The sequence below is a fragment of the Pseudomonas sp. NFIX10 genome (genome assembly GCF_900111955.1).
In the GTDB taxonomy this organism is placed as follows: Bacteria; Pseudomonadota; Gammaproteobacteria; order Pseudomonadales; family Pseudomonadaceae; genus Aquipseudomonas; species Aquipseudomonas fluorescens_AA.
In genome coordinates this window covers 55,796-74,386 of record NZ_FOKH01000021.1, presented here as the reverse complement: position 1 = coordinate 74,386, position 18,591 = coordinate 55,796, and the positions used below count along the sequence as shown (strand labels likewise).

Annotated in this window: 18 protein-coding genes; 4 read left to right on the top strand and 14 right to left on the bottom strand. The window is 62.8% G+C overall.

What is annotated here, in order from left to right; all coding sequences use genetic code 11:
- Positions 1-62: 62 nt before the first annotated feature.
- The gene (locus BM321_RS19235) at positions 63-995 is read left to right on the top strand and encodes a S66 peptidase family protein (RefSeq protein ID WP_092444050.1); all 933 of its coding nucleotides are present in this window, start codon (positions 63-65) and stop codon (positions 993-995) included.
- Between the two features lie 112 nt (positions 996-1,107).
- On the opposite strand, the gene BM321_RS19230 is transcribed toward BM321_RS19235, so the two are convergent.
- The 5 genes from BM321_RS19230 to leuS form a co-directional block, all read right to left on the bottom strand.
- The gene (locus BM321_RS19230) at positions 1,108-2,430 is read right to left on the bottom strand and encodes a lytic murein transglycosylase (RefSeq protein WP_092444048.1); all 1,323 of its coding nucleotides are present in this window, start codon (positions 2,428-2,430) and stop codon (positions 1,108-1,110) included.
- 72 nt (positions 2,431-2,502) lie between these two features.
- The gene (gene arfA, locus BM321_RS19225) at positions 2,503-2,667 is read right to left on the bottom strand and encodes an alternative ribosome rescue factor ArfA (RefSeq protein WP_030140368.1); all 165 of its coding nucleotides are present in this window, start codon (positions 2,665-2,667) and stop codon (positions 2,503-2,505) included.
- A gap of 120 nt (positions 2,668-2,787) precedes the next feature.
- Positions 2,788-3,825, bottom strand: coding sequence for a DNA polymerase III subunit delta (gene holA / locus BM321_RS19220; RefSeq protein ID WP_092444046.1), 1,038 nt, complete (start codon positions 3,823-3,825; stop codon positions 2,788-2,790).
- 39 nt (positions 3,826-3,864) lie between these two features.
- A complete protein-coding gene (lptE, locus tag BM321_RS19215; protein WP_092444044.1) occupies positions 3,865-4,470 on the bottom strand; it encodes an LPS-assembly lipoprotein LptE in 606 nt (201 codons plus the stop codon).
- Between the two features lie 90 nt (positions 4,471-4,560).
- On the bottom strand, positions 4,561-7,167 hold the full coding sequence (leuS, locus tag BM321_RS19210) for a leucine--tRNA ligase (protein WP_092444042.1): 2,607 nt from the start codon (positions 7,165-7,167) through the stop codon (positions 4,561-4,563).
- A gap of 292 nt (positions 7,168-7,459) precedes the next feature.
- On the opposite strand from leuS, the gene BM321_RS19205 reads away from it, so the two are divergent.
- Both BM321_RS19205 and BM321_RS19200 read left to right on the top strand, forming a co-directional pair.
- Positions 7,460-7,780, top strand: coding sequence for a hypothetical protein (locus BM321_RS19205; protein ID WP_092444040.1), 321 nt, complete (start codon positions 7,460-7,462; stop codon positions 7,778-7,780).
- A gap of 102 nt (positions 7,781-7,882) precedes the next feature.
- Positions 7,883-8,644, top strand: a complete 762-nt coding sequence (locus BM321_RS19200) for a YdcF family protein (RefSeq protein WP_092444038.1) — start codon at positions 7,883-7,885, stop codon at positions 8,642-8,644.
- 173 nt (positions 8,645-8,817) lie between these two features.
- Here the strand turns inward: BM321_RS19200 and lnt are convergent, their stop codons facing one another.
- From lnt to miaB, 5 genes are all read right to left on the bottom strand, one after another.
- Positions 8,818-10,341: an apolipoprotein N-acyltransferase gene (gene lnt / locus BM321_RS19195; RefSeq protein ID WP_092444036.1), complete on the bottom strand. Its 1,524-nt coding sequence runs from the start codon at positions 10,339-10,341 to the stop codon at positions 8,818-8,820.
- 27 nt (positions 10,342-10,368) lie between these two features.
- Entirely contained in the window at positions 10,369-11,208 is an 840-nt protein-coding gene (locus BM321_RS19190) for an HlyC/CorC family transporter (protein WP_003205870.1), read from the bottom strand.
- 39 nt (positions 11,209-11,247) lie between these two features.
- Complete coding sequence (ybeY, locus tag BM321_RS19185) at positions 11,248-11,706, bottom strand: rRNA maturation RNase YbeY (protein WP_092444034.1); 459 nt, start codon at positions 11,704-11,706, stop codon at positions 11,248-11,250.
- A complete protein-coding gene (locus BM321_RS19180; RefSeq protein ID WP_092332904.1) occupies positions 11,699-12,709 on the bottom strand; it encodes a PhoH family protein in 1,011 nt (336 codons plus the stop codon). The genes ybeY and BM321_RS19180 overlap by 8 nt, the downstream gene beginning before the upstream one ends.
- A 216-nt stretch (positions 12,710-12,925) precedes the next feature.
- Positions 12,926-14,254: a tRNA (N6-isopentenyl adenosine(37)-C2)-methylthiotransferase MiaB gene (gene miaB, locus BM321_RS19175; RefSeq protein ID WP_060740492.1), complete on the bottom strand. Its 1,329-nt coding sequence runs from the start codon at positions 14,252-14,254 to the stop codon at positions 12,926-12,928.
- A gap of 133 nt (positions 14,255-14,387) precedes the next feature.
- On the opposite strand from miaB, the gene BM321_RS19170 reads away from it, so the two are divergent.
- On the top strand, positions 14,388-14,717 hold the full coding sequence (locus tag BM321_RS19170) for a DUF1820 family protein (protein WP_003185742.1): 330 nt from the start codon (positions 14,388-14,390) through the stop codon (positions 14,715-14,717).
- Between the two features lie 139 nt (positions 14,718-14,856).
- On the opposite strand, the gene BM321_RS19165 is transcribed toward BM321_RS19170, so the two are convergent.
- The 4 genes from BM321_RS19165 to BM321_RS19150 form a co-directional block, all read right to left on the bottom strand.
- Complete coding sequence (locus BM321_RS19165; RefSeq protein WP_092444032.1) at positions 14,857-15,411, bottom strand: tetratricopeptide repeat protein; 555 nt, start codon at positions 15,409-15,411, stop codon at positions 14,857-14,859.
- A 217-nt stretch (positions 15,412-15,628) separates the two neighbouring features.
- A complete protein-coding gene (gene hemL / locus BM321_RS19160) occupies positions 15,629-16,912 on the bottom strand; it encodes a glutamate-1-semialdehyde 2,1-aminomutase (protein ID WP_092444030.1) in 1,284 nt (427 codons plus the stop codon).
- A 29-nt stretch (positions 16,913-16,941) separates the two neighbouring features.
- On the bottom strand, positions 16,942-17,568 hold the full coding sequence (thiE, locus tag BM321_RS19155; RefSeq protein WP_092444028.1) for a thiamine phosphate synthase: 627 nt from the start codon (positions 17,566-17,568) through the stop codon (positions 16,942-16,944).
- A gap of 17 nt (positions 17,569-17,585) precedes the next feature.
- The gene (locus BM321_RS19150; protein ID WP_092205544.1) at positions 17,586-18,383 is read right to left on the bottom strand and encodes a hydroxymethylpyrimidine/phosphomethylpyrimidine kinase; all 798 of its coding nucleotides are present in this window, start codon (positions 18,381-18,383) and stop codon (positions 17,586-17,588) included.
- Positions 18,384-18,591 lie beyond the last annotated feature (208 nt).

Here is an 18,591-nt window from a genome sequence, read left to right as displayed (position 1 = left end):
AACCCTAAGTGGCCGTTACACAAAAAACGGATATACACACAAGCCGACAAAGCGGGAAACGCATGGACCTAACCCCACATCACCCCGTCCCAGCTCTCCCATCCGAAGGCCTGATCGCCGTGATCGCCCCCGCCGGTCCCGCCCCCCTGGACACGGAAAAAGCCGTCCAATGGATGCGCGCCCGCGGTCATGAGCTGCGGATATTCCCAGGTGTCTATGAAAAAAACGGCTACCTCGCCGGCAGCGACGAAATACGCCTCAACGACCTGCACACCGCCTTCGCCGACCCAGAAGTCACCGCGATCATCTGCCTACGCGGTGGCTACGGCACACCACGCCTGCTGGACCGCATCGACTTCGACCTCCTGCGGCGCAACCCCAAGCCATTCGTAGGCTACAGCGACATCACCGCCCTGCACCTGGCCATCAGCCGTTACGCAGGCTTCGTGACCTTCCACGGCCCACTGCTCAACGCCGATCTGCTGGGCGACAAGGAACCCCCAACCGTCACCTCGTTTTTCAGCCTGCTGCGTGGACAGTTGAAGGCCGGCAGCGAGCTGAACCACCCCGCAGCCTACCCGTTGACCACCGTCGAGCCAGGCATCGCCCACGGACGTCTGCTGGGCGGCAACCTGTCGATGATTGCCGCGACCATGGGCACGCCTTATCAGATCGACGCCGAAGGGGTGATCCTGTTCATCGAAGACGTCAACGAGCCGCTGTATCGCATCGACCGGCTGCTGACCCAACTGCGCCTGGCCGGCACGTTGGCACAGCTGCGTGGTGTGTTGGTGGGGGACGTGGCCGGGGTTGACGTCGAGGCGTTGAATCGATTGCTCAAGCAGACCTTCGCGCCGTTGCGCATCCCGGTGCTGTCCGGCTGGCGCAGTGGGCATTGCGATCCGAACCTGACCTTGCCCATGGGGGCGTTGGTGACGTTGGAAGCGGGGGAGAGGAGGTTGGTGCTGGAGCAGGATGTGGTGCTCAGTCGCTAGTCATGTGGCGCTTGGAAATCAGCCATCGCGAGCAAGCTCGCTCCCACAGGTTGATTGAGAACACCTGTGGGAGCGAGCTTGCTCGCGATAGCGGCAGTCGCCATAAGGCGAATCAGCGGCTACGCAACGCCTCCAGCAACTGCTGGGTCGGATACCCATCCGCCGGCCAGCCGAACGACTGCTGGGCGCTGCGGATGGCCTTGCGGGTGTTGGCGCCGATGATGCCGTCGGGGTTGCCCGCGTCGTAGTTGTGCTTGCCCAGCAGGGTTTGCAGTTCGATGCGTTCGCTGCGGCTCAGGGGCAGGTCTTCCTTGGGCCACTGGCCGTAGATCAGCCCGCCGTCGGTAAAGCGCTTTGACAACAGCCCGACCGCCAAGGCATAGGACGACGAGTTGTTGTACTTGAGGATGGCACGGAAATTATCGAAGATCAGGAACGCTGGGCCGCGATGGCCGGCCGGCAGGAGCAGGGACGCCGATAGCTGCCTGTCATCCGGGGCGATCGGCAAGCCGCCATATTCTGAAACCCCCAGCCGGATCCATTCGGAGACGGGCTTGCGGATCGTGCCATCGGCCAGCGTGTAGTCGAAGCCCTCGGCGAGATCGACCTCGAACCCCCACGGCTGGCCACGTTGCCAGCCGGAGCTTTGCAGGTAATGCGCAGTCGAGGCCAAGGCATCGGTGGAGCTGTCCCAGATGTCGCGGCGGCCGTCACCATCGAAATCCACCGCGTGGGTGTTGTAGGTGGTGGGGATGAATTGGGTCTGGCCCATGGCGCCGGCCCAGGAACCGAGCATTTTTTCCGGTGTGATATCGCCCTGTTGCAGGATTTGCAGCGCGGCGATCAATTGCGCATGGGCGAAGCCCGGGCGTCGTCCTTCGTAGGCCAGGGTCGCCAGGGAGTTGATCACCGACTTGCTGCCCTGGAACTGGCCAAAGTTGCTCTCCATGCCCCACACCGCCACCAGCGCTTCGCGATCGACGCCATAACGCTGCTCGATGCTTTGCAGGACTTGGGCGTTCTGCTGGATCAGACTCTTGCCTTTGTTGACCCGCAGTGGCGACAGCGCACCATCGAGGTATTCCCACACGGGGCGGGTGAATTCCGGCTGGCTGCGGTCGGCCTTGATCACGCTCATGTCCGGGCTGACGCCGACAAACGCACGATCGAACAAGTCGGGACGGATCCCGGCGGCCAGGGCTTCCTTGCGAAACCCGGCCTGCCATTCCGCGAAGGTCTGGGTGGGCGCAATGGCCAGGTCATCGCCGGTAGGCACCACGGGTGGCACGATGGCCGGAGCGGTCACGGCGGGAACGGTCTGGAGCGGTTGGGCGTCGGCGGCGGTAGGTTTTTCGGCGCAGGCGACAAGCAGGACAACGCTTGCGGCAACAATCATTTGGCGCAGTGGCCAACGATGGGAAAGACAGAAGGGCATGCACGGGTCCAGAAATACAAATCAGGTGCTGACCTTAACATGCGAAAGGGGCGTAGGGCTTGTCCGAGTGTTTCAAGCGGCCAGAAAGCAAGAAGCCTCCCAGTTGTCAGACTGGAAGGCTTCGCGGCGGTAGCTGCCTTTGCCCTTGGCGGGTCGTTCCTGGCGGCTGCGGAACAGGGGCTGGGCGACGATGGACTTGGCCTTGTTGGGGCCATGCCTGGATGGCTTTTTGCTCATGATGGGATCTCTCTTGGGGTGGTTTTGCGGGGCAAATCATGGGACAGAGTTGGGGGGCTGTCCAGTCCCTTCGTGCAAGAGAAAGTGTCGCCTGAAGTAACGCTTTTGTGGCGAGGGTGTTTACTCGGCAGGTAGGGGCAATCGCTGCCCGGCCATCAACAACGACAACCGACTCAGGCTCATCCACGGCGAGCCGGCGGCCTGGCCTTTGATCTGCGCATCGATGCGCTGGGCTTCGAGCAGCAATTGCGCCCAGCGCGATGCCGAATAGCGTTGCAGGGCCTTGCTCATCAGGGGTTTGCGCTTGTCCCAGACGGGGGGGCGGGCCTGGCTGAAGGCTTTGTCCAGCGGTACGCCCTGGCTGTACTGCAGGGACAGGTTGGCCAGCAGGCGCAACTCCCGGGCCAGGGCCCAGAGGATCACCGGCGGCTCGACGCCTTCGCCCCGCAGGCCTTCGAGCATGCGCAGGGCATGGGCGGCTTCACCGTTGAGGATCGCATCGGTCAGGCCGAAGACATCGAAGCGCGCACTGTCGGCCACGGCAGCCTGCACCGTTTCCACGGTGATCTGCCCGCCTTCGGCCATCAGCTTGAGTTTTTCGATTTCCTGGGCGGCGGCCAGCAGGTTGCCTTCGACCCGGGCGGCAATCAGCTCCACCGCGTCCTGGCTGGCCGAGAGTCCGGCCTGGGACAGGCGTTGGCGGATCCAGCTGGGCAACTGGCTGACATCCACCGGCCAGATCTGCACGAACTGGGTCTGCTGGCCTTCGACCAAGGCCTTGCCCCATTTGGTCTTCTGCGCGCTGCCGTCGAGTTTCGGCAAGCTGATGAGCAGCACCGTGTCCTCGGCCGGGCGTGAGCAATATTCGATCAGCGCAGCGGCGCCCTTGTCCCCGGGTTTGCCGGAGGGCAAGCGCAGTTCCAGCAGGCGTTTTTCGGCGAACAACGACATGCTCGCCCCGGCCTGCAGCAGCGTGCCCCAGTCGAAACTGGCGTCGGCGGCGAAGACCTGGCGCTCGTCGAAACCTTGCTGGCGTGCAGCCGTGCGGATGGCGTCGGCGGCTTCCTGGCACAGCAGCGGGTCATCGCCACTGATGACGTAGACCGGCGCGAGGGCGCCTTGCAGGTGTTTGCCGAGTTGGGCGGGAGCGAGCTTCATAAGAGAAAGCGAGCGGGGCGCTGGAGCGCCCCGCAAGGCTTATTCAGCCGGGATCTGCATCGGCGACTGTTGCGGGGTTTCCGCTTCAGCCTTGCGCGCCGCTTCCAGGGCTTCGGCCTCGGCCTTGGCCTTGGCGTTGGCGGTCTGTTGCAGCTGGTCCAGTTGGGCCGGGCTCAGCTGCTGCAGGCGCAGCATCATCCTTTGTACGAGCTCACGACGCATTTCGCCGCGCACTTCGATCGATTCCTGCTCGGAACCGGTGATGTTGTTGCCGTCGTGCAGGTAGACCTTTTGCACCTGGAGCTTGTCGTCCAGCAGTGTCAGGTCGTTCTGGCCGTGGATCTCATAGTTCAGCACGTTGGTCAGTTCGTACTCGGCCGAACGACCGGCGCCGGCGTAGCTCAGGCTGCGCTGGCTTTGCTGTTCACTGGCCAGCACCAGCTTGTACGGTGCGCCGTTGTAGACTTTCACACCGCTGTTTTCCAGGGTCTGGCGCAGCATTTTCACGGTTTCGCCATAGGCGTCCCGTGCTCTGAGGTCCAGTTCCTTGATCGCCAGCTCGGTGGTGCCGGTGCCGCGCAGTTGGAAGCCGCAGGCGCTCAACAGGACCGCCAGGCCCACTACCAGCAGATTACGTTTGATCATCTTGTTGCTCCCCTTGAACCCTATGGGGGTCGACCATGCGACCCCGCAGGTTGTATTCGGCGCCAGGCTTGAGCCTCGCGCCCGATCCAATTAGCTTGCGACGATGTTGACCAGCTTGCCGGGCACGACGATCACTTTGCGAATCGTCAGGCCATCGACAAAACGCAGCACGTTTTCATTGGCCCGCGCAGCGGCTTCGACTTCTTCACGTGTGGCGGCGGCCGGCATTTCGATCTGGCCGCGCAGCTTGCCGTTGACCTGGATGACCAGGGTCAGGCTGTCCTGCACCAGCGCGGTTTCGTCCACCACCGGCCAGCGAGCGTCGATCACTGGGTCGGCGTGACCCAGTCGATTCCATAGCTCGTGGCTGATGTGCGGGGTGATCGGCGCCAGCAGCAGCGTCACGGCTTCCAGGCCTTCGTGAATCAGCGCGCGATCCTGCTCGGTGCCTTGCGCGGCTTTTTCCAGCACGTTCATCAGCGTCATCACCTGGGCGATGGCGGTGTTGAATTTGTGGTTCTGACCGACGTCGTGGCTGGCCTGCTTGATGGCCAGGTGAATCGAGCGACGAACGGCTTTCTGCTCATCGTTCAGGCCGGCGACGTCCAGTTTGCCCGGCAGGCCCTGGGTGACGTGGGCTTGGGCCAGGCGCCAGACGCGCTTGAGGAAGCGGTGCGAGCCCTCGACGCCCGAGTCGGACCATTCCGCGCTCATGTCAGGTGGCGAGGCGAACATCATGAACAGGCGGCAGGTGTCCGCGCCGAACTGGTCGATCATCGACTGTGGGTCGACGCCGTTGTTCTTCGACTTGGCCATTTTCTCGGTGCCGCCGATTTCCACCGGCAGACCGTCGGCGATCAGCCTGGCGCTGATGACCTTGGCTTTGCTGTCGCGTTCGAGCTCGACGTCGCTCGGGTTGAACCAGGTGTAGGCACCGTTGGCTTCGCGACGATAGTAAGTCTCGGCGATTACCATGCCTTGGGTCAGCAGGTTCTTGAACGGCTCGTTGGAGCTCACCAGGCCTTCGTCACGCATCAGCTTGTGGAAGAAACGTGCATAGAGCAGGTGAAGAATGGCGTGTTCGATGCCGCCGATGTACTGGTCCACCGGCAACCAGTGGTCGGCCGCGGATTTTTCCACCAGGCCGTCTTCATAGTGCGGCGAGGCGTAGCGCGCGTAATACCAGGAGGACTCGACGAAGGTGTCCATGGTGTCGGTTTCACGCTTGGCCGGTGCGCCGCATTTCGGGCAGCTGCATTCGTAGAACTCGGGCATGCGTGCCAGGGGCGAGCCAGCGCCGTCGGGCACGACGTCTTCCGGCAGGACCACGGGCAGTTGGTCTTCCGGCACCGGTACGTCACCGCAGGTGGCGCAATGCACGATCGGGATCGGGCAGCCCCAGTAGCGCTGGCGGCTGATGCCCCAGTCCCGCAGGCGGAACTGGGTGCGCGAGGCACCGAGGTTCTTCTTGATCAGGGCGACTTCGATGGCATCGAATGCACCTGCGAAGTCCAGGCCGTTGAACTCGCCGGAGTTGATCAGTTCGCCGTGTTCGCCATAGGCATCCTGCCACGGTGCCGGAGTCTGGTCGCCGGCGCTGGTGAGCACCACCGGTTTGACCGGCAGGTTGTACTTGTGGGCGAATTCGAAATCACGCTCGTCGTGGGCCGGCACGGCCATCACCGCACCGTCGCCGTAGTGCATCAGCACGTAGTTGGCGACCCACACCGGCAGCTTCTCGCCGGTGAGCGGGTGCTCGACGAACAACGACGTCGCCAGGCCCTTCTTCTCTTGAGTGGCGACATCGGCTTCGGCGACGCTGCCGCCCTTGCATTCGGCGATGAACGCCTGCAGCTCGGGGTTGTTCTGTGCCGCCAGGGTGGCCAGCGGATGCTCGGCGGCCACGGCCACATAGGTGGCGCCCATCAGCGTGTCCGGACGGGTGGTGAAGACTTTCAGGGTACCGGCTTCGCCAATGGAGGCGACGTCATACGGGAACTGCACTTCCATGCCCCGGGACTTGCCGATCCAGTTGCGCTGCATGGTCTTGACCTGCTCGGGCCAACCGGTCAGTTCGTCGAGACTCTCCAGGAGTTCATCCGCGTAGGCGGTGATCTTGAAGTAGTACATCGGGATTTCGCGCTTTTCGATCAGCGCGCCGGAGCGCCAGCCGCGGCCGTCGATCACTTGTTCGTTGGCCAGTACGGTCTGGTCCACCGGGTCCCAGTTCACGGTGCCGTTCTTGCGGTAGATCACGCCTTTTTCGAACAGGCGGGTGAACAGCCATTGTTCCCAGCGATAGTAGTCCGGCTTGCAGGTGGTCACTTCGCGGGACCAGTCCACCGCCAGGCCCAGGCTGCGCAGCTGGGTCTTCATGTAGGCGATGTTTTCGTAGGTCCACTTGGCGGGGGCCACGTTGTTCTTCATCGCGGCGTTTTCCGCCGGCATGCCGAAGGCGTCCCAACCCATGGGTTGCAGGACGTTCTTGCCTTGCATGCGCTGGTAGCGGGAGATCACGTCGCCGATGGTGTAGTTGCGCACGTGCCCCATGTGCAGCTTGCCGCTGGGGTAAGGGAACATCGACAGGCAGTAGTAAGTCTCCTTGCCTGGCTGTTCACTGACTTCAAAGGACTTTTGCTCGTCCCAGAACGACTGGGCGGCGGCTTCGATTTCACGGGGCTGGTAGTGTTCGTGCATGGCTACTTTTGTACTGAATGGGGTGGCCCAATCCTCTTCGTGGCCATACTGGACGCAGACGACGCCGAATGCGGCGTTTTCGATGCCCAGCCAAGCTGGAAGTGGAGTTACAGGAAGCGCCGTAGCATACATGACCGCGCTCTACCGAGGGAAACCCTGATTGCGTGCTGGCCATCGACGATCGCTGGCGCGAACCCGTGTCCAGGGCCGTTGGTCGCGGCGTCCTGCCGGTTTGCCCAGCGAAGCTAAGCTTCTCAATGGGGAGTGAGTCTTATCTTCAATGAGGTGAGGGATGGTTGAATCACAACGAAAAGTCGCTACACCTGAGTTGTATGAAAAACTGATCGATCGTCTCGGGGTCGCCCTGGACGCTGCAAGAACCGCCGGCCGCTTGCGGGATGAGCGTCCGGTAGAGCTGGAGTTGCGTGGCTTGAGCCCCGCAGAGTTCGAACTGGTCGAGGCTTACCTTGAACAGGCCGGACATCAACCCCCCGCCAGTGGGGCCCAGGTAATCAAGCGTCTCGATGCGCCCCGTTTGGCCAAGGTTGTATGGCTCAAGGACCGGACGCCTGACAAGGATGCTGTAAAGGTCCGGTCACTGCAGTTCAAGTAACGCCGGATTCACGCGTGTGCTTTTTTCGATTCAAGGTTTTTTCGAATCTGTTGTCGCTTTGCGTCAACCCACCTAGGCTTCGGGCATCTATGGAGATGCCCGATGCCGTTTCGCTATTTCATCAAACAACTGTTATTGCCGCCCGGCATTCTCTTGCTGTTGTTGGCGCTTGCCTGGTGGTGGCGCCAGTCGCGGCCGCGCCTGGCTCGCCTGTGTTTCGCCGTGGGCCTGGGGGGCTTCTGGCTGATGAGTCTGCCGGTGGTGGTGCAGTGGGGCGCCAAGGCACTGGAGCGTGAAGCGCCGTTGCCGCGCAGCGAATGGGCGACTCTGGCCCAGCGTGCCGACGCCATCGTGGTGCTGGGTTCCGGTCGCGAGCGCGGTGACCTGGCCTGGGGTTCCGACCAGCCCACCGGTGTCGGCCTCGAACGCCAGCGTTATGCGGCGCGACTGGCCAAGGCTTCGGGCTTGCCCGTGCTGGCGACCGGCGGCTTGCACTATGGCACCCCACCCAGTGAAGCGAAGTTGATGGCCGATTCGATGCGGGACGACTTCGGCGTCACCGTCCGCTGGCAGGAAGAGCGCAGTCGTACGACCTGGGAAAACGCCCGGATGAGCGCCGAGATCCTGCTGCCGGCAGGCATCAAGCGGGTTGTGGTGGTGACCCAGGCGTGGCACATGCCGCGGGCGGTGATGAGTTTCGAGCGGTCGGGATTTGAAGTGGTGCCTGCGCCTGTCGGCTTCCTGGGCGCAGACAACGCCCGGCCACTGGGCGGCTGGATGCCGGAGTTCAAGTCGATCTGGCAGTCCGGGCAGTTGATGAATGAGGCGGCGGGGTTGTTGGGGTATACGGTGTTTTATCGCTGAGCATGCGAAATGTCCGGATCGTTCCCACGCTCCTGCGTGGGAACGCCTCAAGGGACGCTCCGCGTTCCAGGACGGGCGGATATTTCGCGTCGGGCGCCGATGTGACGCGGAGCGTCACGGGCTGCATTCCCACGCGGAGCGTGGGAACGATCGGCAGGGGGACCAAAGGGCCCTTAAACCGTCTTGGCCATCCGGCTCGCCACCAATGCCCAGCCCAGCAGCAACATGCACAAGATGATCAGCGGCCACGAGCGCCATTGCAGGTACGGGGTCAGGTCGTGCATCGGCACTACTTCGCCATACAGGATGCCGCGCTCGAATTGCGGGATCTGTGCGGTGATCTGGCCAAAGGGGTTGATCAGGCCGGTCACGCCGTTGTTGGTGGCGCGGATCATCCAGCGGCCGGCTTCCAGGGCGCGCATCTGGGCCATTTGCAGGTGTTGCAGCGGGCCGATCGAGGTGCCGAACCAGGTGTCGTTGCTGATGGTCAGCAGCAGGTCGCTGCGCGCCGAGAGGCTGGCGGCGAATTCCGGGTAGACCACTTCATAGCAGATGAACGGGGCGATCTGGTAACCCTTGGCTTGCAGCAACGGCTGGTCGGCCGGGCCCCGGGCGAAGTCCGACATGGGCAGGTCGAAGAAAGCGATCAGGCCGCGCAGGATGTCCTGTAGCGGCACGTATTCGCCAAACGGCACGAGTTTTTGCTTCAGGTAGGTACCGTCGCCTTCGCCGGTCACGGTGATGCCGTTGAAGTAACGCTTCTCGTGACGCACCCATTGGCGAATCGGCACACCGGTGATCAACGCTGAATGCCGCTCGGCGGCGAAACTGCCCATCATGTCCAGGTAGCCCTGGGCGGATTCCTTGAGCACCGGCACCGCGGTTTCCGGCCAGATCAGCAGGTCGACGCGCTTGGAGGCGAAGCTCATGTCGCGGTACAGCGCCAACTGCGCGTTGAGCTGCTCGGGGTCCCACTTCATGCTTTGTTCGATGTTGCCCTGGATCGCCGCGACGCTCAGCGGGTCGCCCGAGGGGCTGGTCCAGGCATGCCCCTTGAGAGCCATGCCGGCCACCCACGGGCCGATCAACAGCAGCACGCCCGCGGCAATAAAACCTTTGCGGGCGCCGCGGATCAGCCGGGGCGCGTTGTACAACAGCGCGGCGGTCAGGGCCAGGGTGAAGGAGATCAGCCACATCCCGCCCAGCGGCGCGAGGCCGGCCAGGGGGCCGTCGAGCTGGCTGTAACCGGAATACAGCCACGGGAACCCGGTGAGGAACCAGCCGCGGAAGGCTTCCTGGCCCAGCCACAGCGCGGCGAACGCCAGGGCATCGGCCAAGGGCGCCTCGTTGCGGCGCAGCCAGCGCGCCCACAGCCAGGCGGGCAGGGCGAAGAACCAGGCGATGGCGGCGATGAACAGCAGCATCAACAGCCCGGCGAGCAGCACCGAGGCACCGCCGAAGTTATGGATGCTGACGTAGATCCAACTGGTGCCGGCGCCAAACAGGCCAAAACCGAAACACCAGCCACGGCCCAGGGCCTGGCGTGGCGAAAGCTCGCGCAGCCCGGCATAGAACAAGCCGACCGCCAGCAAGGCCAGCGGCCAGAAGTCGAACGGCGCCAGGGCCAGGGTGGTGATCGCACCGGCCGCCACGGCCAGCAGGTTACCGGGCCAGCCGGGGCGGGTTATCCAGCGCATGTATATCCTTAGCGGGTCTCGCAGGGGTTATCGGCCAATGGGTGACAGGCGCAGCAAGTGAATCCGGCGGCTGTCGGCATTGAGGATGCGGAAGCGCCAGGAGCCGATTTCCGTGGTTTCGTTGCGCTTGGGCAGGTGCCCGAACGCACTCATCACCAGGCCGCCGACAGTGTCGAACTCATCGTCGGAGAATTGACTGTCGAAGAACTCGTTGAAGTTCTCGATCGGCGTCAGGGCCTTGATCAGGAAGTCGCCGCTGGGCAGCGGCTTGATGTAGCTGTCTTCCTCGACATCGTGCTCGTCCTCGATGTCGCCGACGATCTGCTCGAGTACGTCTTCGATGGTGACCAGGCCGGCCACGCCGCCGTATTCGTCGATGACGATGGCCATGTGGTTGTGGTTGGCGCGGAATTCACGCAGCAGCACGTTCAGGCGCTTGGACTCGGGCACGAAGGTGGCCGGGCGCAGCAGGTCCTTGATGTTGAAGCTGTCGCCGTTCTCCTGAAGGATCAGCGGTAGCAGGTCCTTGGCCAGCAGTACGCCCATGACGTCGTCATGGCTCTCGCCAACGACCGGGTAGCGCGAGTGAGCGGAGTCGACCACGGCGGGCAGGAATTCACGCGGGGTCTGGGTCGCCTTGATGCTGACCATTTGCGAGCGCGGGACCATGATGTCCCGCACTTGCAGGTCAGCGACCTGGATGGCGCCTTCGACGATGGCCAGCGCTTCGCTGTCCAGCAATTTGTTCTGGTGTGCATCGCGCAGCAGCTCCAGCAGCTCCTGGCGGTTTTTCGGCTCATGGGCAAAAGCCTGGGTGAGCTTGCCCAGCCATGACTTCTGCCCGTTGCTCGATCGATCTTCGCTCATAGCGATTACTCTGAATCCTTTGTCGTTACAGTTGATGTATCAGTGTTCGTCGCCGGCGTAGGGGTCGGGATGACCCAACTCTGCAAGCAACGTCCGTTCCAGTGTTTCCATTTCTTCGGCTTCGTCATCTTCTATATGGTCGTAACCCAGTAGATGCAAGCAGCCGTGAATCACCAGATGGGCCCAGTGGGCTTCAGGGGGCTTGTCTTGTTCCGCCGCTTCACGCTCCACCACCGGGACGCAGATCACCAGGTCGCCCAGCAGCGGGATGTCGAGCAGTTCGTCGGGCACATCGGCGGGGAACGACAGCACGTTGGTGGCGTAGTCCTTCTGCCGCCAGGTGTGGTTCAGCTCGCGGCCTTCGGGCTCGTCCACCAGGCGGATCGTCAGCTCCGAGTCGGCGCTGCGCTGGCGCAGGGCCAGTTCGCACCATTGGCGGAACTGGGCTTCGCTGGGGGCGGCGCGTTCGCTGGCCACCTGCAGGTCGAGTTCAAGCATTGTGGCGGTTGCCTTTGCCTTCGGGCGCTTCGTCGGCCTCGCGATGCTCGAAACGCTCGTAGGCTTCGACAATGCGCTGTACCAACGGATGGCGCACGACGTCCTTGGGCATGAAGTGCGTGAAGCTGATGCCTGGCACGTCCTTGAGGACCTGGATCACATGGTTCAGCCCGGACTTGGTGCCACGGGGCAGGTCGACCTGGGTGATGTCCCCGGTGATGACGGCGGTGGAGCCGAAGCCGATCCGGGTCAGGAACATTTTCATCTGCTCGACCGTGGTGTTCTGGCTTTCGTCGAGGATGATGAAGCTGTTGTTCAGGGTACGACCGCGCATGTAGGCCAGCGGCGCGACCTCGATGACCTGCCGCTCGATCAACTTGGCGACGTATTCGAAGCCGAGCATTTCATACAGCGCGTCATAGAGCGGGCGCAGGTACGGGTCGATCTTCTGGGCCAGGTCGCCAGGCAGGAAGCCGAGTTTTTCACCCGCTTCGACCGCCGGTCGCACCAACAGGATGCGCCGCACCTGTTCGCGCTCCAGCGCATCGACGGCGCAGGCCACGGCCAGGTAGGTCTTGCCGGTGCCGGCCGGGCCGATGCCGAAGTTGATGTCGTTGCCCAGGATTTCCTTCACGTAGCGTTGCTGATTCAAGCCGCGCGGGCGAATCATGCCTTTTTTCGTGCGCAGGGCCACGGCAGGTTCCGACGGGGCGTGGTTGTCGAGTTCTTCGACAGCCGATTCCTGCAGGAACAGGTGGACCGTATCCGGCGACAGCTCGCTCCCCTTGGTTTCCCGGTAGAGGCGGCGCAGCAGGTTTTCCGCGGAGGTGGTGTGCTTGGGTTCGCCGATCAGCTCGAACTGGTTTCCGCGATTGCGGATCTCGATGGCCAGGCGCTGTTCGATCAAGCGCAGGTGCTCGTCGAATTGCCCGCACAGATTGGCGAAGCGGCGAGCCTCGAAGGGCTCGAGAATAAAGCGATGTGGTTCGATGGGTGCGTTCAAGGTCGTTTTTAGCCGCCCAGGGGCAATTGAGATGAAACCAAGGATAGCGCCAGTAGGCTGGGTGCGAAAGCTCTTAAACAGGCGAATCCGATCACAAGGCTTGGCACGATTCACTGTGGGAGCGAGCTTGCTCGCGATGAGGGGCTCACATTCAACATGAGTATTGACTGTCACGCCGCTATCGCGAGCAAGCTCGCTCCCACAGGAAGTACGGGGTTACTGGATCAGCGAACCCCGCAGGGAGTGCGGTTGCGCGGCGTCGATGTGCACATCGGCGAACTGGCCGATCAGGGCCGGCGTGTCGCAACGGAAATTGACGATGCGGTTGTTTTCGGTACGTCCTTGCAGCTCGCCGGGGTCTTTTTTCGAATAATCGGTCACCAGAATCCGCTGGACGGAGCCGACCATTTGTCGGCTGATCTCGAAGCCTTGCTGGTTGAGGCGATGCTGCAAGGCGTTGAGCCGTTCTTTTTTCAGTTCTTCCGGGGTGTCGTCCGCCAGGTCGGCCGCCGGGGTTCCAGGGCGCTGGCTGTAGACGAAGGAATAGGAGAAGTCGAAGCCCACGTCTTCGATCAGCTTCATGGTCTGCTGGAAGTCTTTCTCGGTTTCGCCGGGGAAACCGACGATAAAGTCCGAGCTGATGCAGATGCCCGGCACTGCCGCGCGCAACTTGCGCAACTTGGATTTGTACTCCAGCGCCGTGTGGTTGCGCTTCATGGCGGCGAGGATCCGGTCGGAACCCGATTGCACCGGCAAATGCAGGTGCTTGACCAGCTCGGGAACCTCGGCGTGGGCCTGGATCAGGCTGTCGGAGAACTCCAGCGGATGGGACGTGGTGTAGCGGATGCGGTCGATACCGTCCACCGCCGCCACCACGCGGATCAGCTCGGCGAGGTCCGCCAGGCGCCCGTCATGGGTCAGGCCGCGATAGCCGTTGACGTTCTGTCCCAGCAGGGTCACTTCGCGCACGCCGTTTTCCGCCAGGTGGATGATCTCGGCGATCACGTCGTCGAACGGTCGGCTGACTTCCTCGCCGCGGGTGTAGGGCACCACGCAGAACGTGCAGTACTTGCTGCAGCCTTCCATCACCGACACGTAGGCGCTCGGGCCGTCGATGCGCGGTTCGGGCAGGTGGTCGAATTTTTCGATTTCCGGAAACGAGACATCCACTTGCGGCAGCTTGGTCGCGCGCGCGGCATCGATCATCTCCGGCAGGCGGTGCAAGGTCTGCGGGCCGAAGACCACGTCCACGTACGGGGCGCGATCACGAATGGCCGCGCCTTCCTGGCTGGCCACGCAACCGCCCACGGCGATGACCATTTCCGGGTTGGCCAGCTTCAGCTCGCGCCAGCGACCCAGTTGGGAATACACCCGGTCCTGGGCGCGCTCGCGGATCGAGCAAGTATTGAGCAGGATCACGTCCGCGTCTTCGGCGCGGGCGGTGACTTCCAGGGCCTGGTGTTCACCCAGCAGATCGACCATGCGCGAGCTGTCGTACTCGTTCATCTGGCAACCGTGGGTTTCGATGTAAAGCTTCTTGGCCATGGACGGAGTCATCACGTGATTCAAAGAACCGCGCATTATAGGGAACAAGTCCCCCGGTTCCTACCGCTGTGCGAGCAGTGGCTATGCTATAGTTCGCGCCCTCATTTTTACCCGCCGATGTGTTTCGCCAGCCATGACCAAACGTGAAGCTCCAATCTACAAGGTGATTTTCCTCAACCAGGGCCAGGTGTTCGAAATGTACGCCAAGCAGATCTATCAAAGTGATCTGTGGGGCTTCCTGGAAGTGGAAGAGTTCGTCTTTGGCGAGCGCACGCAAGTGGTCGTCGATCCGAGCGAAGAAAAGCTCAAGGCGCAGTTCGAAGGCGTGGTACGCAGTTTCGTGCCGATGCACTCGATCGTGCGCATCGACGAAGTCGAACGCCTGGGCACGCCGAAAATCAGCGAAGCCCGCGGCGCGGTTGGCAACGTGATGCCGTTTCCGATGCCGATGCCTGAGAAGTAAGACTCAAGACCGAGGTGCTCCCAATCGCGAGCAAGCTCGCTCCCACAGTGGATTGTCGATGCTCGCAAACTTGTGCGCACAGAGAACCCATGTGGGAGCGAGCTTGCTCGCGATGAGGCCATCAAGGCCGAAGCAATAGTCAGGGCAGCGGCGAAAAAGGCGTACGCCCATCGGCGTTCTGCAATTCCATCAGGTATTTGCGAAAGATCTGGCCCAGTACCTGGGTCGCCACTTCCAACTCGTCGCGGGGCATCTGTTCGGCGACTTCGTCGGCGGTGTCCAGGGCGTCTTCGGCGCCGTTGACCGCGGCCATCTTCAGGACGATATAGGCCTGGACATTGTTGGCGGGTACGCCTTCGCCATGGAAGAACATGCCGCCGAGCTTGAATTGCGCCTGGGCATGGCCTTGCAGCGAGGCTTTTTCGAAGTAGTCGAGGGCTTTCTTGAGGTCGCGGGGTGCAGCCTTGCCTTCGTAGTAGAACTCGCCCAACTCGTATTGCGCTTGTGCATCACCTGCGTCCGCCGCTTTCTGACAGGCGTCGAGTGCCGGTGCGAGATCTTGTGGCTGGGTATTGAGCGTGCAACGGCCCAGCGCCGGGATCAACAACGAGTTGCCGCCTGCCTGTGCATTCGCCAGTAGCGGCTGAAGGAGCAACAGGCAGCCCAAGGCAAGGGTGCGGCCGGTGCGGTTCATGGGAATCGACTTACCTCTGAGGGGCGCGCGGACCCTCCGGGGGATCCAATAAGCGCGCATTATGAAATAAGCGGGGCCATCCTTACAAAGTCTTTACTCGTTTTTCTGCTGCACGGGAATGCTAATAGCAGCTTCGGGCATAAATACGTAGGAAAAGGGCGGGGGGTTGTCAGCAATCACTGACGCCAGCTTCAGCCAGCGTCAGTTACCCACAGGCTTATTTCAATGCCGCGAAGGCCCGTTCGGCCGCATCGAGGGTGATCTTCAGCTCGGTCTCGCCATGGGCGATGGAGGTGAAGCCGGCTTCGAACGCACTCGGGGCCAGGTACACGCCGCCGTCGAGCATCAGGTGGAAGAAGCGCTTGAACCGGTCGGCATCGCTGGCCATGACGTCTTCGAACGTAACGATGTCATCGGCGCCACTGAAATACAGACCAAACATGCCGCCGGCCTGGGTGGTCACGAAGGGGATGCCCGCCGCATCGGCGCGGATCTGCAGGCCGTCGAGCAGGCGAGTGGTGTAGTCGGTGAGTTCGGCGTGGAAGCCCGGGCGGCTGATCAGGCGCAGAGTGGTCAGGCCGGCGGCCATGGCCAACGGGTTGCCCGACAGCGTGCCGGCCTGGTAAACCGGGCCCAGCGGTGCGATGCATTCCATGATGGCGCGCTTGCCGCCGAAACAGCCGACCGGCATGCCGCCGCCGATGATCTTGCCGAAGGTGCTCAGGTCCGGCGTGACGCCGTAATGGGCCTGGGCGCCGCCGAGGGCCACGCGGAAGCCGGTCATCACTTCATCGAAAATCAACACCACGCCATGCTGGTCGCACAGGCTGCGCAGGCCTTCGAGGAAGCCCGGCGCCGGCGGCACGCAGTTCATGTTGCCGGCCACCGGCTCGACAATGATGCACGCCACTTCCTGGCCGACTTCGCCGAGCATCTTCTCGACTTCTTCAAGGTCATTGAACGGCAGGGTCAGGGTGTGTTTGGCGAACGCCGCTGGCACACCGGCCGAGCTCGGTACGCCCTGGGTCAATGCGCCGGAGCCGGCCTTGACCAGCAGGCTGTCGGAGTGGCCGTGGTAGCAGCCTTCGAACTTGATGATGCTGTCGCGACCGGTGTAGCCCCGTGCCAGGCGGATCGCACTCATGGTCGCCTCGGTACCGGAGCTGACCATGCGCACCATTTCCATCGACGGCACGATCGAGCAGACCAGGTCGGCCATCTCGGTTTCCATCGCGGTCGGAGCGCCGTAGGACAGGCCGTGGGCCAATTGCTTGCGCACCGCATCCAGCACGTCCGGATGGCTGTGGCCAAGGATCATCGGGCCCCAGGAGCCGACGTAGTCCACATAACGCTTGTCGTCTTCGTCGGTGACGTACGCGCCTTCGGCGTGCTTGAAGAACAGCGGGGTGCCGCCGACGCTCTTGAACGCACGAACAGGCGAGTTCACGCCGCCGGGGATGTGTTTCTGGGCGTTGGCAAACAGGGTTTCGGAACGGGACATGGTTGGGCTCTCGAAAACGAAAAAATGGACTATTTGATCTGCAGCAGCTCGTTGAAGGCGCGGGCGCGGCGCGTCACTTCAGCGCTGCTGTCGGCGCCGAACAGGCCGTGGACCACCGCCAGCAGGTCGACCCCGTGGGCCACCAGCGGGGCGGCGTTCTCCAGGGTGATGCCGCCGATGGCGCACACCGGAATATGCAGTTTGATGCGCACCTGTTCGAGCAGTTCAAGGTTTGCGCTGGGGGCGCCGGGCTTGGTGTTGGAGTTGAAAAAGCGCCCGAACGCGACATAACTGGCGCCTTCGCTGGCGGCCTGTTCGGCCAGGGCCAGGCTGGCGTGGCAGGTGGCGCCGACGATCGCCTTGTGCCCGAGCAGTGCCCGCACCGGCGCCAGCGGGCCATCGGTCTGGCCCAGGTGCACACCCACGCCCAGGCGCGCGGCCAGTTCGGCGTCGTCATTGATGATCAATTGGGTTTTGTAGCGCTCGCACAGGTTGCGCAGGGCTTCGGCCTCCCGCAGGCGGCGGGCGTCGTCGCTGCTTTTGTCGCGGTATTGCAGCAGGGTCACGCCACCTTCCAGCGCCGCTTCGACATAAGCGAGGAACTTGCCGGCCAGCAGTTGGCTATCGGTGACGGCGTACAGGCCACGTAATTTCATTCCACAGGCCTCCGGTGCTACGAGCAGAAATCCAGCGGCAGCCGACGCGGCACGAACTGGCCTTTGCCCAGTTGTTCGGCATCGCGCAAGGTGCGCCAGGTGTAATCCAGCGCTGTCTTGACGGCGCTGGCGAGTTGTTCGCCCTGGGCCAGCCGACCGGCCAGGGCGCTGGCCAAGGTGCAGCCGGAGCCGTGGTAGCTGCCGGGCAAGCGCTGGCAGGTAAAGGTTTCACGGCGGCCATCGCGGCTGTACAGGCGATTATGGACTTCATGTTCGTCGCCGTGACCGCCGGTGATCAACAGGTGTTTGACGAAGGGCAGCAGTTTTTCCGCGCACGCGTCGGCGCTGCCCTCGGGCAGTTCGGCGAGGATGCGTGCTTCAGGCAGGTTGGGGGTGGCGATGATTGCCAGGGGCAGCAGGCGTTCGCGCATGGCGTAGCCGACTTCATCCTTGCCCAGGCGCCCGCCACCGCCGGCGCGCAGCACCGGGTCGCAGACCATCGGCAGATGCGGGTGGGCCTGGAGCAGTTCGACCACCGTGTCGACCATTTCCAGTGAGCCGAGCATCCCCAGCTTGACCGCCGCTACCGGCGAATCGTTGAGCACGGCATTGGCTTGCGCCAGCACCCACTCGCGATCGAGCACGCGGAAATCGCTGACGTTGACGGTGTCTTGCACGGTCAATGCGGTAACGGCCGGGGCGGCATGACAGCCCTGGGCGAGCAGGGCTTCGATATCTGCCTGCAAACCGGCGCCACCACTGGGATCGTGGCCGGAGAGACAGAGGACAACGGGGCGAGAGCTGTAGATATTCATGGTGCGCGAGCTTACCACCAAACCCATTATCGGGCGCACGATCCTTGTAGGCGCTGTCGAGCGGAGCGAGGCTGAGATCTTTCCATTGCCGATTAAATCGAGAGTGAAAGATCAAATCAAAAGACCGCAGACTGCGTCAGCTCCTACGTCCAGCGGGAGCAAGCGCCCTCGCCACATTGGCCCGCCAGTTGCCGACCTGACCAAAGCA

Excerpts from the sequence above, each read along its gene's own strand:
- BM321_RS19235 (WP_092444050.1), top strand. The coding sequence starts at position 63 with ATGGACCTAACCCCACATCACCCCGTCCCAGCTCTCCCATCCGAAGGC.
- thiE (WP_092444028.1), bottom strand. The coding sequence starts at position 17,568 with ATGAAATTACGTGGCCTGTACGCCGTCACCGATAGCCAACTGCTGGCC.
- BM321_RS19150 (WP_092205544.1), bottom strand. The coding sequence starts at position 18,383 with ATGAATATCTACAGCTCTCGCCCCGTTGTCCTCTGTCTCTCCGGCCAC.
- BM321_RS19230 (WP_092444048.1), bottom strand. The coding sequence starts at position 2,430 with ATGCCCTTCTGTCTTTCCCATCGTTGGCCACTGCGCCAAATGATTGTT.
- BM321_RS19190 (WP_003205870.1), bottom strand. The coding sequence starts at position 11,208 with ATGAGCGAAGATCGATCGAGCAACGGGCAGAAGTCATGGCTGGGCAAG.
- BM321_RS19200 (WP_092444038.1), top strand. The coding sequence starts at position 7,883 with ATGCCGTTTCGCTATTTCATCAAACAACTGTTATTGCCGCCCGGCATT.
- holA (WP_092444046.1), bottom strand. The coding sequence starts at position 3,825 with ATGAAGCTCGCTCCCGCCCAACTCGGCAAACACCTGCAAGGCGCCCTC.
- BM321_RS19170 (WP_003185742.1), top strand. The coding sequence starts at position 14,388 with ATGACCAAACGTGAAGCTCCAATCTACAAGGTGATTTTCCTCAACCAG.
- leuS (WP_092444042.1), bottom strand. The coding sequence starts at position 7,167 with ATGCACGAACACTACCAGCCCCGTGAAATCGAAGCCGCCGCCCAGTCG.
- lptE (WP_092444044.1), bottom strand. The coding sequence starts at position 4,470 with ATGATCAAACGTAATCTGCTGGTAGTGGGCCTGGCGGTCCTGTTGAGC.
- BM321_RS19205 (WP_092444040.1), top strand. The coding sequence starts at position 7,460 with ATGGTTGAATCACAACGAAAAGTCGCTACACCTGAGTTGTATGAAAAA.
- hemL (WP_092444030.1), bottom strand. The coding sequence starts at position 16,912 with ATGTCCCGTTCCGAAACCCTGTTTGCCAACGCCCAGAAACACATCCCC.
- BM321_RS19165 (WP_092444032.1), bottom strand. The coding sequence starts at position 15,411 with ATGAACCGCACCGGCCGCACCCTTGCCTTGGGCTGCCTGTTGCTCCTT.
- miaB (WP_060740492.1), bottom strand. The coding sequence starts at position 14,254 with ATGGCCAAGAAGCTTTACATCGAAACCCACGGTTGCCAGATGAACGAG.
- arfA (WP_030140368.1), bottom strand. The coding sequence starts at position 2,667 with ATGAGCAAAAAGCCATCCAGGCATGGCCCCAACAAGGCCAAGTCCATC.
- ybeY (WP_092444034.1), bottom strand. The coding sequence starts at position 11,706 with ATGCTTGAACTCGACCTGCAGGTGGCCAGCGAACGCGCCGCCCCCAGC.
- lnt (WP_092444036.1), bottom strand. The coding sequence starts at position 10,341 with ATGCGCTGGATAACCCGCCCCGGCTGGCCCGGTAACCTGCTGGCCGTG.